This window comes from Flagellimonas alginilytica (genome assembly GCF_042134605.1).
GTDB lineage: Bacteria > Bacteroidota > Bacteroidia > Flavobacteriales > Flavobacteriaceae > Flagellimonas > Flagellimonas alginolytica.
Genome location: NZ_CP169638.1, coordinates 2,424,465 through 2,438,814, shown reverse-complemented (window position 1 = coordinate 2,438,814; position 14,350 = coordinate 2,424,465). Strand labels below are relative to the sequence as shown.

The following is a 14,350-nucleotide window of genomic DNA, read 5'->3' as shown; positions in this document are numbered from 1 at the left end:
TACTTTTGTTTCCTATTTAACTCGAAACCACTAATAATATGTCCCACAATATTAAGCCCGGTGTTGCTACCGGTGACGAAGTTCAAGCAATATTCGATCACGCCAAAGAAAATGGATATGCCCTACCAGCGGTCAATGTAATCGGATCGGATAGCATCAATGCCGTTATGGAAACTGCAGCAGCGTTGAACTCACCCGTAATCATTCAATTCTCAAACGGAGGCGCCCAGTTCAACGCAGGCAAAGGACTTTCCAACGAAGGTCAAAAAGCAGCCATTCTTGGAGCGGTGGCGGGAGCAAAACACGTTCATCAATTGGCAGAGGCCTACGGTGCAACCGTGATTCTGCATACAGACCACTGTGCCAAAAAATTGTTGCCTTGGATAGATGGCCTTTTGGATGCCAGCGAAGCACATTATAAAGAAACAGGAAAATCTTTGTTCAGTTCGCACATGATCGACCTTTCCGAAGAACCCATCGAGGAAAACATCGAAATCTGTAAAGGATATTTGGAGCGAATGAGCAAAATGGACATGACCTTGGAGATAGAATTGGGCATTACCGGGGGTGAAGAAGATGGTGTTGACAATACCGATGTGGACGACTCTAAATTGTACACACAGCCAGAGGAAGTAGCCTATGCCTATGAAGAACTTTCCAAAGTAAGCCCAAGATTTACCATTGCAGCTGCTTTTGGGAACGTACACGGTGTATACAAGCCCGGAAACGTAAAATTGACACCTAAAATCCTTAAGAACTCCCAAGAATTCATCACAGAAAAATATGGCGTAGAGCACAACCATATCGATTTTGTATTCCACGGAGGTTCCGGTTCAACAGTTGAAGAAATCAGGGAAGCTATTGGTTACGGTGTTATTAAAATGAACATCGACACCGATTTACAATATGCTTTCTTGGAAGGGGTAAGGGATTACATACAAGGTAAATCGGCATACCTTCAGGCCCAGATCGGAAATCCGGACGGTGACGACCAACCCAACAAAAAGTACTACGACCCTCGAGTTTGGCTCAGAGAAGGAGAAAAAACCTTTAGCGAACGCTTAAAAAAGGCCTTCGAAGACCTAAACAACATTAACACCTTATAAACCTTAGTTTAACTAAATATTGATTCCATGTCGTCTTGGTTTAAAAGAAAGGAAAAAGGAATACAAACAGCCACCGAGGAGAAAAAAGACACTCCCAAAGGGCTTTGGTACAAATCCCCTACCGGAAAGATCGTAGAAGCAGAAGATCTTGCCAAAAACTTTTACGTAAGTCCGGAAGATGACTATCACGTGAGGATAGGAAGCAAGGAGTACTTTGAAATACTTTTTGATGACAACAAGTTCAGTGAGCTCGACACAAAAATGACCTCCAAAGACCCCTTAAAGTTTGTGGATACCAAAAAATACTCCGACAGGCTTAAAGCAGCCCAAAGCAAAACAGGCTTAAAAGATGCCGTTAGAACTGCGGTTGGAAAATCGCAAGGAAAGGACATCGTTGTGGCCTGTATGGATTTTAGTTTTATTGGAGGCTCCATGGGCAGTGTTGTTGGTGAAAAAATATCGCGTGCCATCGATGTCGCCAAAAGGAAAAAAATCCCATTTGTGATGATTTCCAAATCTGGAGGGGCACGTATGATGGAAGCAGCCCTATCCTTGATGCAATTAGCAAAGACATCGGCAAAATTGGCCCAATTGGCCGAAGCTAAAATACCTTACATATCGTTATGTACAGACCCTACAACGGGTGGTACAACAGCTTCCTATGCCATGTTGGGCGATATAAATATTGCAGAGCCAGGAGCACTGATCGGGTTTGCAGGACCTCGAGTGGTCAAGGATACTACGGGGAAAGACCTTCCCGAAGGGTTCCAAACCTCCGAATTCCTGAAAGAACATGGTTTCTTGGATTTCATTACCCATCGAAGGGATTTAAAGAAAAAAATCAACTTATACATTGATTTGATCACCAATCAACCCATAAGAAATTAAAAAAAGCCCCGATTATCGGGGCTTTTTCTTTATAATATATCACTCCATCAATTTCTAAATCGGCGCAAGACCACTTCCTCTTCCGCACCATCAGAATATGTTAGAGTTCCCTTGGCATCACAACTGCCATCCCCAAAATCCAAACTTACCGAATTGCCAAGTCGGGATATTTCCAATACTCCGCTCACAATAAATCGACACGACAACTCTCTTCTCAATGGCGTGGTAACTTCCTTCACAAACTCGTTTCCTTCTCTACCGATATAAGTTCGCTTTCCAGTAATCAAAAAAACATTGTCACCCCAAAAACCGGAGCCATACCCCTCTATCCACTCCCGAGTTCTGGTCCCGGTAAACGAAGCTGTTTCCCCGCTAGGCCAAGTTGCTTCAAAAAATCCGTTCGAGGTGCCTTGTGGATTTCCATTTTCATTACTTCTTACCCTAAGAATTTGCGCCTCCCCATCGATTGCCACTTCATTGAAAGTAAAACCGTCCAAAGTCATCTCAATGGTATTGGACGCGGCCTCCAAGTCCAAAGAGTAACTTAAATAAACCGTTCCACTAACAGTATTTCCGGTAGATAGTTCGCATCCTTCGCCAAAATCCAGGACGACTTCTTTTGTATTCTGCGTTAGAACTACGGATACTACAACACAATCTGGCATATAACCAGAAGCATAATTCATTTTTGACGTACTTCCGATTTCATCTGCAGTATAGACATCTTCGGCAATGGCCATAAGCTCCTCTGAAACCATTTCAGTTTCATCACTGTATTTTAGCTCTGTCGAGGAAATTACTTCCGTACTGGTTAGATCTTCTTCAACCGAGGATTCTGTACTGCACGAAACATAGGTCAACATTAAACTTCCCAGAAGGATGGGAGCAATTCCTTTAAACTTCATTTTTAGTTCCTTTCTCATAATACTTGAATTTAATAGGTTTGCCTCTTTGACTTGAATGACAGCAAAAGGTTTAATTTTATGTTAAAATTCGTAGATTAAAAAAAAGAGCCTATCTTTGCACGCTGATTGAAGGTCAATCAATACATAAAAATCATTTAAATAATATTGGAATGTATTTAACGAAAGAAGTTAAAGCCGAGATTTTTAAAAAATACGGCGGCTCAGAGAGCAACACAGGTTCAACGGAAGGACAAATTGCATTGTTCACGCACCGAATCAACCATTTGACAGGTCACCTTAAAAGGAACCATAAGGATTTCAACACCGAACGTTCGTTGGTGGCATTGGTAGGTAAAAGACGTAGTCTTTTGGATTACCTAAAGAAAAAAGATATTGCAAAATACCGTACCTTGATCAAGGAACTAGGTATTAGAAAATAAAAATACAAGGGGAGGCATTGGCTTCCCCTTTGTTTTTGTTGAATCGATTTCAACAACCAAAAAGTCCCGAGAAATCGGGCAAACACAAAAAGCTACAAATAGTTTTTCATTGGTCAAGTGCCAAAGGCACACACAACAACAACACAACCCGACCGCCCGGAAGGCGGTAGACCAAATGTTTAACGACCCGAAATAGTTATTCGGGTAAGATTAATTTTATGATTCCAAAAACATTCAAAGAGGTCATAGACCTTGGTGACGGTAGAGAGATTTCTATCGAAACCGGAAAATTGGCAAAACAGGCCCACGGTTCTGTAGTTGTACAATCCGGCAAATGTATGCTATTGTGTACAGTTGTTTCCAACTATAAAGCCGCAGATGTCGACTTTTTGCCCCTAACCGTGGATTACCGCGAAAAATTTGCTGCCGCAGGGCGCTACCCTGGCGGTTTCTTTAAAAGAGAAGCAAGACCAAGTGACGGAGAGGTATTGACGATGCGCTTGGTGGACAGGGTATTGAGACCATTGTTCCCAAAAGACTACCATTCCGAAACACAGGTAATGATCCAATTGATGTCTCACGACGAAGACGTTATGCCCGATGCAATGGCCGGTTTGGCAGCATCAGCCGCCATTCAACTTTCGGATTTCCCATTCGAATGTGCCATTTCGGAGGTTCGAGTAGGTAGGGTAAACGGTGAGTTCATCATCAACCCAACAAGGGAGCAATTGAAAGAATCCGACATTGATATGATGATCGGTGCTTCTGCAGATTCTGTTATGATGGTAGAAGGTGAAATGGACGAGATTTCCGAAGAGGAAATGGTAGAGGCCATCAAATTTGCACACGAAGCCATTAAAGTACAATGTGCAGCTCAGGAAAAATTGGCCGAAGCTTTCGGCAAAAAAGAAGTTCGCGAGTACGAGCCAGAAGCCGAGGACGAAGCGCTTCAGAAGAAAATCCACGACATGGCCTACGATAAGGTGTATGAAGTGGCCAAAGCAGGTTCTTCCAAGCATGAGCGCGGTGAAGCCTTTGCTGCCATTAAAGAAGAAATAAAAGCATCTTTCTCCGAAGAAGAGTTGGAAGAAATTGGCGACTTGGTTTCCAAATACTACCATAAAACCGAAAAAGAAGCCGTTAGAAACCTTACTTTGAACGAAGGGCTTCGATTGGACGGACGTAAAACAACAGATGTTAGACCGATCTGGTGCGAAACAGACTATCTGCCATCCGTACATGGTTCAGCCATCTTTACACGAGGAGAAACACAGGCATTGGCAACGGTTACCTTAGGTACTTCCAGAGAGGCAAACCAAATAGATATGCCATCTTACGAAGGTGAAGAAACATTCTATTTGCACTACAACTTCCCTCCTTTCTCAACTGGCGAAGCACGACCAATCCGTGGTACTTCCCGTAGAGAGGTCGGACATGGTAACTTGGCACAACGTGCACTTAAAGGAATGATTCCAGAGGACTGTCCATATACCGTTCGTGTTGTTTCCGAAGTATTGGAATCCAATGGTTCATCCTCAATGGCAACCGTATGTTCGGGTACCATGGCGTTGATGGACGCCGGTGTTCAGTTGAAAAAACCTGTTTCCGGTATCGCCATGGGATTGATCACCGATACAGAAACCGGTAAATATGCCGTACTATCCGATATCTTGGGCGATGAAGACCACTTGGGAGACATGGACTTTAAAGTAACTGGTACTGCGGATGGTATCACTGCTTGCCAAATGGATATTAAAGTAAAAGGACTTTCTTACGAAATCTTGGTAAAAGCTTTGATGCAGGCCAAAGACGGAAGAATGCATATCTTGGGCAAACTAACCGAAACAATTGCCGAGCCAAGACCCGAAGTTAAATCCTACGCTCCAAAAATTGTTACCAGAATTATTCCTGGCGAATATATTGGAGCATTAATCGGCAAAGGTGGAGAAGTTATCCAAGAGCTTCAGAAAACAACCAACACTACAATTGTTATCAATGAAGACCCCGATACCGAAGAAGGTATTGTGGAAATCTTGGGAACCGATCAAAATGGTATCGATGCCGTATTGGCAAAAATCGATGCGTTGATGTTCAAACCTGAAGTAGGAAGTGTTTATGAGGTTAAAGTGATAAAAATGCTTGACTTCGGAGCAGTGGTGGAATACACAGAAGCACCGGGCAACGAAGTACTGCTTCACGTATCCGAATTGGCATGGGAACGCACCGAAAACGTATCCGATGTAGTGAACATGGGCGATGTTTTTGATGTAAAATACTTCGGTCTAGATCCAAGGACCAAGAAGGAAAAAGTATCAAGAAAAGCCTTGTTGCCAAAACCGGAAGGTTACAAAGAGCGTCCACCAAGAACCGACGGCGACCGCAAGGGTGGTGATCGTAGAGGCGGTGATCGTAGAGGCGGCAACAGAGATAGAAAGCCAAGAAGAGATTAGGTAAATCCTATCTTTATCCGATAAACCAACCCTAAGGCACTCGCCTTGGGGTTTTGTTTTTTGAGGAATTGTCAGCGTCCAACAATGTCCCTTCGAGCGCAATGGAAAACTTGCGGTCCCAATACGTAAAAATGAGGTTTTTTTAAAAAAGTGCTACCAAAATGTAACTTTTTTACTTTTTGAACGTATAACCTAATGAGCTCCGGCTCACAAACTTAATATGAAGGGAAATTTTAGATGAGACAGTTAAAGATTACAAAACAGGTTACCAATAGGGAAACCGCATCGTTGGACAAGTATCTACAAGAAATCGGTAAGGTTGATTTGATCACCGCCGATGAAGAAGTAGAGTTGGCACAACGCATTAAAGCCGGCGACCAGGTAGCCTTGGAAAAATTAACTAAAGCCAACCTAAGGTTCGTGGTATCGGTTGCAAAGCAATACCAAAACCAAGGGTTAACACTGCCCGATTTGATCAATGAAGGTAATTTGGGACTTATCAAAGCAGCGCAACGTTTTGATGAAACCCGTGGATTTAAATTTATTTCATACGCTGTTTGGTGGATCCGCCAATCCATTTTGCAAGCTTTGGCAGAACAATCACGTATTGTTCGTTTGCCATTGAACAAGATCGGCTCCATCAATAAGATAAATAAAACTTTTGCTTTCTTGGAGCAAGCGCACGAGCGTCCACCATCTGCTGAGGAAATTGCCAAAGAATTGGACATGACCGTGGAAGATGTGAAACAATCCTTAAAGAACTCAGGCCGTCATGTATCCATGGATGCGCCTTTGATCGATGGCGAGGATTCCAACCTTTACGATGTGTTGCGTAGTGGCGAATCTCCAAACCCTGATAAGGAACTTTTGCACGATTCGTTACGTACCGAAATTGAACGTGCCCTGGAAACCCTTACTCCTCGAGAAGCTGATGTAATAAGACTTTACTTTGGATTGGCCGGCCAACATTCCATGACGTTGGAAGAAATCGGAGAAACTTTTGATTTGACCCGTGAGCGAGTTCGTCAAATTAAAGAAAAGGCGATTAGAAGGTTGAAGCACACGTCAAGAAGTAAGATTTTAAAGACATATTTGGGGTAAAACACCCAAAATCACCAACTAAAGTACAGTTAAACTATCCTTAAATTTGATTTTTGGCAGGAAAGTTGTATTTTAGTAAGATATAACAGTTTATCATGACTGTTCGTTTTTTGATTGATGAATAAACTCCGGCTGATTACCGGAGTTTTTTTCGTTTATGGATGGCCGTAATTGGCTAACTTTGTAACATGAACAAATCAATGATCGCCCCCTCGTTATTGGCATCCGACTTTGCCAATCTTCAGCAAGAAATCGAAATGGTCAACCAAAGCGAAGCCGACTGGTTCCATTTGGACGTTATGGACGGTGTTTTTGTGCCCAACATCTCCTTTGGCATGCCTGTAGTGCAAGCCATTGCCAAATATGCAAAAAAGCCGTTGGACACACATTTAATGATTGTAGATCCAGACAGATATATCAAGACTTTTGCGGATCTAGGCGTTCATAATTTATCCGTCCACTACGAGGCCTGTCCCCATCTGCACAGAACACTGCAAGCCATAAAAGCGGAAGGTATGAAAGCCGGTGTGGCGATTAACCCACATACTTCCGTAAAATTATTGGAAGATACCATTCAGGATATCGATTTGGTCATTGTAATGAGTGTCAATCCCGGTTTTGGAGGCCAATCCTTTATAGAAAATACCTATCAGAAAGTAGCGGACCTAAAGGAATTGATCCTTAAGAAAAATGCCACCACTTTAATTGAAATCGACGGCGGTGTCAATGCCAACAATGCCAAAAAACTGGTAGATGCCGGTGCCGATGTGTTGGTTGCCGGAAGTTTTGTATTTAAAAGCGATAACCCTACCGAAACCATTAAAAAACTAAAAGCAGAAACAGCGTAATGCAGGAATTTGATGTCATCATCATCGGAGGTGGCCCTATTGGAATTGCATGCGGCCTCGAGGCCAAAAAACAGGGTTTATCCTATATCATAATAGAAAAAGGGACTATTGTAAACTCACTTTTCAATTATCCTGTGAACATGCAGTTTTTTTCTTCTTCGGAAAAATTGGAAATAGACGACATTCCCTTTATCAGCAAAGAGGCCAAACCCAAACGCAACGAAGCATTGGAGTACTATCGAAGAATTGTGACCTCCAACCAACTCGACATCCATTTATTTGAAAAAGTAACGGATACCATAAAGCAGGGTGATTTTTTTGTGGTGAAGACTGACAAAAATGACTATCGGGCAAAAAATGTGGTCGTAGCGACCGGATTTTACGACTTACCCAACAAAATGAATGTTCCTGGAGAAGATTTACCCAAAGTCTCACATTATTACAACGACCCCCATTATTATGCCAGTCAAAAACTGGCTGTGGTAGGCGCCAGTAACTCCGCAATAGATGCCGCATTGGAATGTTGGCGAAAAGGCGCCGATGTATCCTTGATTATCCGTGGCCCAGAAGTAGGTTCAAGAGTTAAATATTGGGTACGTCCGGATATTATCAACCGAATCGAAGAAGGCAGCATAAAAGCATATTACAACTCCACGGTCAAGGAGATAAAACCAACGGAAATTGTACTAAATACCCCAGAAGGCGATTTAACGTTGGAAAATGATTTTGTTCTCGCGTTAACCGGATACATGCCCAACTTCGCCTTTTTGGAGAAACTTGGCATAACACTCTCCAGTGACCCCAAACGATTGCCGACCTACGATCCTGAAACGATGGAAACCAATGTTGAAGGTCTTTTTTTAGCGGGTGTGATCTGCGGAGGAATGGAAACCCATAAATGGTTTATAGAAAACTCTAGGATCCATGCGCCCATTATCATGAAAAGTATTGGACAAAAATTAAAGTCCACAACACCATAAAGAAGTTGATTTGCGTCAACATTTAAAGCTTTTGCAAAAGTGCTTTTACCCTAACATAAGTATCTTTAAACCAACACATAAAAAGTTTTTAAATGAATTTAAGTACGATGCAAAATGTATTTAGGGTCATCCTTGGCCTTTTAATGATGATGGCCGGAATAGCTCATCTCACTTTTCAAAGGGAAGAGTTTCAGGCCCAAGTACCCCGATGGTTGCCCACAAGCGAAGCTTTTATGGATTTTATAGTGGTAGCTTCTGGTGTGATAGAAATTTTATTGGGGTTATCCATGGTTTTATTGACCAAATACAAAGCAAAAGTGGGCATTGCGCTTGCCATTTTCTATGTTTTGATTTTTCCAGGAAACATTTCTCAATACACGAATGCCATTGACGCATTTGGACTGGACACCGATCTCAAGAGATTTGTTCGGTTGTTTTTTCAGCCCGTTTTAATTCTATGGGCCCTTTGGTCCACGAAAGCATTTGAACACCTTAAAGACAAAAACAAATAACCATGGAGTTTTACAATTTTGAAGCAGAACGATTGGACGGTACTACAGAATCCATGAAAAACTATAAAGGCAAAACCATTATTGTGGTGAATACTGCAAGTAAGTGTGGATTGACTCCGCAATACGAGGGCCTGGAAGACCTCTATACAAAATATAAGGACCAAGGATTGGTGGTTTTGGGGTTTCCATGCAATCAGTTTGGAAACCAAGAACCGGGAGACGCCAATGACATCAAGGAGTTTTGCCAAATAAACTACGGGGTCAGTTTTCCAATGTTTGCCAAAATCGATGTGAACGGTAACGACACACACCCGATCTTTAAATATTTAAAATCAGAATTAAGAGGATTGTTGGGAGGTAAGATCAAATGGAACTTTACCAAGTTTGTAATTGACAAAAACGGAAAACCGGTAAAACGATTCGCGCCCATATCAAAACCAAAGGCCATGGAAAGTTTTATCAGTGGCATTTTATAAACCCTGCTAAACTACTTTTAACCGAGATTGAAGAGCTCCGGACTCTTTGAGCATGGTTCTGCCATCCCTGAAGCTCAGATATGAATGACCTTGCTTATAATTTAGTATGCTTATTTCGCATAAATGGTTCCAATGGCGAGCCACTTCGCGCCAAGCCCAGAACAGCGAATGTTTGGGGTCGTAAATATGGGTCGCCTCCCCGCCTGCCCCATTTATTTCGATAATACTGAATTTTTCTCCTATACAAAGTTCCTCAAAGGTATTGCAAAGAACATCCAGTCGACCATAATAAAAGCCGCTCATTTGTGTGCATACCTCATTTATGGTATTGTTCAAATCCGCATTGATCAAATGACAGATGTCCACAAATTTGGCTCCTCGGGTGTGACTGCCGTAGGGGACCAGAACAAATTCTTTTCCCAAGGGGAGAACACTGTTTAACTGATCACCAAACTTTTGTTTTAGCACCTTTAATTGAAAATGGCTCCTCGGATTACTCTTGATCAACTGCAATAAGGTACTTTTACCATCACCCGTAACCGACAAAAATTCTTTGGACACGACCCCAGTAATCTTGCCTTTGGCCTCTCCCGGTTTTCGAACATAAAAAACACCAACTTCCTTCTGGAACGGAACAAACTCTTGAACCAAAAAATGGGAGGGACTCCATTTTACATATTTTTGAAATTCATCCTTATTATGGATTTTTTCCACGCCAAACGCCTTCATTCCAATATCGGGCTTGGCTATAAATGGAAATGCGATCCCGGAATTTAAAACCCGTTCCAATGCCTGGTCGGCCGTCTCGTCCTTTTTTACAAATATTGTTCTTGGTATGTATTGGGCAGGAATCATATTGTAAATATCCATTTTGGATATCATGGCCATTCCCCCATTCTTCATGCCTGGATTGGCGGCATTAAAAAAGAACAAAGAACGTGCTCTTATCGAATAATAAAGCCAAACTGGAAACATCGGATAATAAATCAACCAGAAAGGCCAATATTCCCAATGTGTGATTTTATGCCAAGCGAGCTTTAATGGACCCATATAGTTTTAATTGATCAGCTGACCGGTGGAAAAGGGCACTTCATAATCAACTTTGTTGAGCAGGTCGAAATGACGCATTACAACATCGCTCTCTTTGTTCAATATGGCCTGAGTTACACTAAAGGTTTTTAAGCCCGATGCCCTATTGATTATAAATCCGTTCTCAAAATCGTCATGATTGTTCGAGTGAAAATCGACCACATCTTTAGAAGTTATGAAGGAGTTGCCTTTAACAAACTTTTTAAACAACGTTTGCCTGTGTTCGATCACCTTATCTCGGTAAAGTGTTGATGATGACCATATGTAACTTTTATCCTTGTTCAACGGCCTAAAGTATTTTTGATGGCCGTCCCAGCGAAACTCCAGCAATTCGGCTGTGTACAACACCAATGTAAAGGGTTCTATTCTCAATAAGTCTATTTCTTGCAACAAAGCTAAGGGATCGTCAGAAACAACAATATCCAAAAGCACCAGTCCCCTGCTCCTTTCATATTTTCCATTGGGCGGGTGACCTACAAAACCACCGTTCAGCAGCACAGCTACCGAACCGTTTTCATTTATGGCGAACCAGGTACCCCCCGCCTTGGGATCTTTTGGAAAAAGTACCTTCACCGAACCTATGGTTTCTTCTTGTGGCCGCAATGCCATAGGACGATCAATATGCTCGTCCCTGTTCGATGTAATAAAACGTTGCCCACCGGACGATATAAAACTTACTGTGCACATTCTTTTCTAAATTGTAAGGTGGAAGGAGCAACTCCAAAAGTTTCGGGCACTTTCTGGTCCGAAAAATGACATATCCCAATTTTGATCAACGCTTGATGATGAATGGTGTGTTCCAAGTTGTACATAACTTCCCGGTGGTAATTGGTATCCAATGTAAGTATTTCACCATTAAGTTCATAACTGATCTGAATGGCCTTGTTGGGCTTTTTTAAATGCATTTGTATAAAAGCCAATTTCTCAATGGCAAACGATAGGTCTTTTTCAATTTTACGGTCTCTTTTTCTTCTATCGTAGGACACATCTGCTTGATCATACCCCTTGATCAAACATAGGTAAAGCTCGATCACATGTCTTGTATGCTGACCTATACTGGCATTGGACAATATATTACATGATCGGGAGTAACAATCTTTAGGCAGTTCCAAAAGAACCTGTTTAAACTGTTCCAATGTATCCAAGGTTGATTTGAACATAGTTATTGTTTAATTATTTACGTATTTATATGCGAACAAAGCAACTCATCCAGCGATAGGATACAAAAGGTTGTCCACTCTCAGAAATCTCATGCCCTTAAAGATATTCAATTCTTGATATTCTCCCAGTTTATATCCGCTTTCGATATAAGGGAATTCGGTGATTGGTTCAACCAAAATTGGAGGGTATTGTTCTTTCCTTTGTTGTAGAATAGATAAAGTTTTCCACCTCTTATCTCAAAAGTTTCGGGATCTACATTAACCTTTTTTGAATTTACTGCGACAGCATAGGCACAATAACCCCCATACTGTGGTACATAACTATTGGGTTGTACAACAAACTTTTCCAGATTTGCCTCGCTGACAAACTTATAATTTACTCCATCAAACATGGCGGTAAATTGGTCTTTGCCCATGGTCGCGATACCATCAAAATAGGCGACCACATCATATCCATGAGCTGCATACCCTTTTTTGGTATTATAATCTATGGATTGCCCTTGAACTAAAACACCTGTTAAAAACAGAAAAACCATTATTCGATACTTCATAAATTCTGGAATTTTTATGGTTGCTTGTTGGTATTGAAGATTTTGTCTAAAAATAAAGGTGTTCCTTTCATTTTTTTTTAAAAACACCAGGATTAGTTAGAATGAAACCCTAAACCGATTATTGACAAACTATTATGCATCTGGTTTCGAAGAAATGAATTCAGGCAGGTCATGGTTTAAAAGCTGGTTATGCTGCTTAAAGTCAAAAATCAGTGTTTTCATAGTAATTGGACTAATTGACAAAAAGAGCCATCCAGTAAAAGTAATTTTTAAGATTCAGGAAACAAGGAATCAAAGCACAACCAAATAATTGTTGTAGGTATTTTACTTCAAAATTATGTTCAGGCTTTTCCAACTGTATTATTCGTCAATTCAAAAGGGGCATTTGTCAATTGAACCAAAATCATACATGTATCCCATCTTAATTTTGACCTATTATTAACTATAAACATACCCATACTTGGAAGCAATAATGAATGTTGCGATAGCTGAAATTGGCAATCAAAAGACCTTTGTCAAAAGATTTAATATTCCTTCCCAACAATTTCGTTTGATCCTTCCGAAGTAAAATCCTTTATTAATCTTGAAACATTTAATTATGAAAACAACACGTTTTAATTTATGGAAAATGGCCTTTTATCTATTCATAGGCCTAAGTATTACCCTAACATCTTGCTCTGGTAAAGATGGGGAAGATGGCCTTGATGGGATGGACGGCATAAACGGTGAACAAGGTCCCCAAGGACCCGCAGGTGAAGATGGCAATGCCAATGTAATTGCCTCTGATTGGTTTAACATCAACTGGACCGAATCAGAGCCCGCTATAAGCTCAATGCAAATTGAAGTTCCAGAACTAGATATAGAAGAGTTTACTGCCAGTGGAGGTGTAGTACTCGTGTATTTAAAAATAATAAATGATGAATATACCACAACCTATTTGCTACCTTTTGAATTATACAATGCGAAGTTTGAATATGGAGTTCTAAATGTCTCTGAAGGATTTAATGGTATTCTCGTATTATTGACTGACCCCGATACTAGTGGTCTTTATTTAGAAATCTTGAATAACCCAGCCTTTACAATTCGCTATGTCTTGGTGCCTGCGAATGTGGCCGACCAAACTGGATTGTCCTCAAACATACCACCAACCTTTGAGGATGCTAAAACCCTTTTTGGGTTGGATTAGTATCTGATACCCAAAAACCAATTTGTTGATTTTATGCAGTTGGTTGAAAGACATTGAATATAACACAAAAAAGTCTGGAAATACATCCAGACTTTTTGCTTTCTACTGTCTTTGTGACCCAGGGAGGATTCGAACCCCCAACCCTCAGAGCCGAAATCTGATATTCTATCCAGTTGAACTACTGGGCCATTTATAATCTATGAACTCAATTTAGCCTTGACAATTGCAGAAATGGTCTTTCCATCCGCCTGTCCGGCCAATTCTTTGGAAACAATTCCCATTACTTTTCCCATATCTTGCATACCGGAAGCTCCAACGGCATCGATGGTTTGCACCACTACTTTTTCAATTTCTTCTTCTGTAAGCTGCTCGGGCAAAAACTTTTCAATTACGGCCACTTGCGCCAATTCGGGCTCTGCTAAATCCTCGCGGCCCTGTTCCTTGTAAATGGCCGCACTATCCTTACGTTGCTTAACCAATTTTTGAACCAATTTGATTTCGTCCTCTTCCGATAACTCTGCTCCCGCACCTTTATCGGTCTTGGCCAACAAGATTGCCGATTTAACAGCACGCAAAGATTCTAGGGCAACGGTGTCCTTGGCCTTCATTGCGGCTTTCATTTCTGTCATTATCTTTTCTTGCAAACCCATCTATTCCG

The 14,350-nt window shown here is 41.3% G+C and carries 16 protein-coding genes and 1 tRNA gene; 10 read left to right on the top strand and 7 right to left on the bottom strand.

The genetic code is table 11. The features are described from left to right. Positions 1-38: 38 nt before the first annotated feature. On the top strand, positions 39-1,106 hold the full coding sequence (fbaA, locus tag ABTP35_RS10795) for a class II fructose-bisphosphate aldolase (RefSeq protein WP_293296417.1): 1,068 nt from the start codon (positions 39-41) through the stop codon (positions 1,104-1,106). Positions 1,107-1,133: 27 nt separating this feature from the next. Further along, positions 1,134-1,994: an acetyl-CoA carboxylase, carboxyltransferase subunit beta gene (gene accD, locus ABTP35_RS10790; RefSeq protein ID WP_224837573.1), complete on the top strand. Its 861-nt coding sequence runs from the start codon at positions 1,134-1,136 to the stop codon at positions 1,992-1,994. A 47-nt stretch (positions 1,995-2,041) separates the two neighbouring features. Here the strand turns inward: accD and ABTP35_RS10785 are convergent, their stop codons facing one another. Then, complete coding sequence (locus tag ABTP35_RS10785; protein ID WP_293296419.1) at positions 2,042-2,917, bottom strand: hypothetical protein; 876 nt, start codon at positions 2,915-2,917, stop codon at positions 2,042-2,044. 152 nt (positions 2,918-3,069) lie between these two features. Between ABTP35_RS10785 and rpsO the strand changes: the two genes are divergently transcribed. From rpsO to ABTP35_RS10750, 7 genes are all read left to right on the top strand, one after another. Further along, a complete protein-coding gene (rpsO, locus tag ABTP35_RS10780) occupies positions 3,070-3,339 on the top strand; it encodes a 30S ribosomal protein S15 (protein WP_224837571.1) in 270 nt (89 codons plus the stop codon). A gap of 218 nt (positions 3,340-3,557) precedes the next feature. Further along, a complete protein-coding gene (locus tag ABTP35_RS10775; protein ID WP_288931255.1) occupies positions 3,558-5,789 on the top strand; it encodes a polyribonucleotide nucleotidyltransferase in 2,232 nt (743 codons plus the stop codon). Positions 5,790-6,026: 237 nt separating this feature from the next. Further along, a complete protein-coding gene (locus ABTP35_RS10770; protein WP_100817395.1) occupies positions 6,027-6,890 on the top strand; it encodes an RNA polymerase sigma factor RpoD/SigA in 864 nt (287 codons plus the stop codon). Between the two features lie 188 nt (positions 6,891-7,078). Continuing rightward, positions 7,079-7,738 (top strand): ribulose-phosphate 3-epimerase, encoded by a 660-nt coding sequence (gene rpe, locus ABTP35_RS10765; RefSeq protein WP_293296423.1) that lies wholly within the window; start codon positions 7,079-7,081, stop codon positions 7,736-7,738. Further along, positions 7,738-8,718 carry a YpdA family putative bacillithiol disulfide reductase gene (locus tag ABTP35_RS10760; RefSeq protein ID WP_293296425.1) on the top strand — a complete coding sequence of 327 codons (981 nt, stop codon included), beginning with the start codon at positions 7,738-7,740 and terminating at the stop codon, positions 8,716-8,718. Before rpe ends, ABTP35_RS10760 begins: the two co-directional genes overlap by 1 nt. A gap of 92 nt (positions 8,719-8,810) precedes the next feature. Then, positions 8,811-9,230, top strand: coding sequence for a hypothetical protein (locus tag ABTP35_RS10755; RefSeq protein WP_293296427.1), 420 nt, complete (start codon positions 8,811-8,813; stop codon positions 9,228-9,230). A gap of 2 nt (positions 9,231-9,232) precedes the next feature. Next, positions 9,233-9,706, top strand: coding sequence for a glutathione peroxidase (locus tag ABTP35_RS10750; protein WP_224837566.1), 474 nt, complete (start codon positions 9,233-9,235; stop codon positions 9,704-9,706). 6 nt (positions 9,707-9,712) lie between these two features. On the opposite strand, the gene ABTP35_RS10745 is transcribed toward ABTP35_RS10750, so the two are convergent. From ABTP35_RS10745 to ABTP35_RS10730, 4 genes are all read right to left on the bottom strand, one after another. Beyond that, positions 9,713-10,756: an ATP-grasp domain-containing protein gene (locus ABTP35_RS10745; protein ID WP_293296429.1), complete on the bottom strand. Its 1,044-nt coding sequence runs from the start codon at positions 10,754-10,756 to the stop codon at positions 9,713-9,715. A gap of 6 nt (positions 10,757-10,762) precedes the next feature. Beyond that, entirely contained in the window at positions 10,763-11,482 is a 720-nt protein-coding gene (locus ABTP35_RS10740; RefSeq protein WP_293296431.1) for an NRDE family protein, read from the bottom strand. Continuing rightward, complete coding sequence (locus ABTP35_RS10735; RefSeq protein WP_293296433.1) at positions 11,470-11,955, bottom strand: DinB family protein; 486 nt, start codon at positions 11,953-11,955, stop codon at positions 11,470-11,472. The genes ABTP35_RS10740 and ABTP35_RS10735 overlap by 13 nt, the downstream gene beginning before the upstream one ends. A 107-nt stretch (positions 11,956-12,062) precedes the next feature. Further along, positions 12,063-12,506, bottom strand: a complete 444-nt coding sequence (locus ABTP35_RS10730; protein WP_252080357.1) for a YHS domain-containing (seleno)protein — start codon at positions 12,504-12,506, stop codon at positions 12,063-12,065. A gap of 598 nt (positions 12,507-13,104) precedes the next feature. Between ABTP35_RS10730 and ABTP35_RS10725 the strand changes: the two genes are divergently transcribed. Further along, positions 13,105-13,692, top strand: a complete 588-nt coding sequence (locus tag ABTP35_RS10725) for a hypothetical protein (protein WP_293296435.1) — start codon at positions 13,105-13,107, stop codon at positions 13,690-13,692. A 114-nt stretch (positions 13,693-13,806) separates the two neighbouring features. Here ABTP35_RS10725 and ABTP35_RS10720 read toward each other — a convergent pair. Continuing rightward, positions 13,807-13,880: transfer RNA gene (locus tag ABTP35_RS10720), tRNA-Arg, on the bottom strand. A 9-nt stretch (positions 13,881-13,889) separates the two neighbouring features. After that, the gene (locus tag ABTP35_RS10715) at positions 13,890-14,342 is read right to left on the bottom strand and encodes a GatB/YqeY domain-containing protein (RefSeq protein ID WP_293296437.1); all 453 of its coding nucleotides are present in this window, start codon (positions 14,340-14,342) and stop codon (positions 13,890-13,892) included. Positions 14,343-14,350 lie beyond the last annotated feature (8 nt).

Coding starts and splice junctions, on each gene's coding strand:
- fbaA (WP_293296417.1), top strand. CDS start 39: ATGTCCCACAATATTAAGCCCGGTGTTGCTACCGGTGACGAAGTTCAA.
- accD (WP_224837573.1), top strand. CDS start 1,134: ATGTCGTCTTGGTTTAAAAGAAAGGAAAAAGGAATACAAACAGCCACC.
- ABTP35_RS10785 (WP_293296419.1), bottom strand. CDS start 2,917: ATGAGAAAGGAACTAAAAATGAAGTTTAAAGGAATTGCTCCCATCCTT.
- rpsO (WP_224837571.1), top strand. CDS start 3,070: ATGTATTTAACGAAAGAAGTTAAAGCCGAGATTTTTAAAAAATACGGC.
- ABTP35_RS10775 (WP_288931255.1), top strand. CDS start 3,558: ATGATTCCAAAAACATTCAAAGAGGTCATAGACCTTGGTGACGGTAGA.
- ABTP35_RS10770 (WP_100817395.1), top strand. CDS start 6,027: ATGAGACAGTTAAAGATTACAAAACAGGTTACCAATAGGGAAACCGCA.
- rpe (WP_293296423.1), top strand. CDS start 7,079: ATGAACAAATCAATGATCGCCCCCTCGTTATTGGCATCCGACTTTGCC.
- ABTP35_RS10760 (WP_293296425.1), top strand. CDS start 7,738: ATGCAGGAATTTGATGTCATCATCATCGGAGGTGGCCCTATTGGAATT.
- ABTP35_RS10755 (WP_293296427.1), top strand. CDS start 8,811: ATGAATTTAAGTACGATGCAAAATGTATTTAGGGTCATCCTTGGCCTT.
- ABTP35_RS10750 (WP_224837566.1), top strand. CDS start 9,233: ATGGAGTTTTACAATTTTGAAGCAGAACGATTGGACGGTACTACAGAA.
- ABTP35_RS10745 (WP_293296429.1), bottom strand. CDS start 10,756: ATGGGTCCATTAAAGCTCGCTTGGCATAAAATCACACATTGGGAATAT.
- ABTP35_RS10740 (WP_293296431.1), bottom strand. CDS start 11,482: ATGTGCACAGTAAGTTTTATATCGTCCGGTGGGCAACGTTTTATTACA.
- ABTP35_RS10735 (WP_293296433.1), bottom strand. CDS start 11,955: ATGTTCAAATCAACCTTGGATACATTGGAACAGTTTAAACAGGTTCTT.
- ABTP35_RS10730 (WP_252080357.1), bottom strand. CDS start 12,506: ATGAAGTATCGAATAATGGTTTTTCTGTTTTTAACAGGTGTTTTAGTT.
- ABTP35_RS10725 (WP_293296435.1), top strand. CDS start 13,105: ATGAAAACAACACGTTTTAATTTATGGAAAATGGCCTTTTATCTATTC.
- ABTP35_RS10715 (WP_293296437.1), bottom strand. CDS start 14,342: ATGGGTTTGCAAGAAAAGATAATGACAGAAATGAAAGCCGCAATGAAG.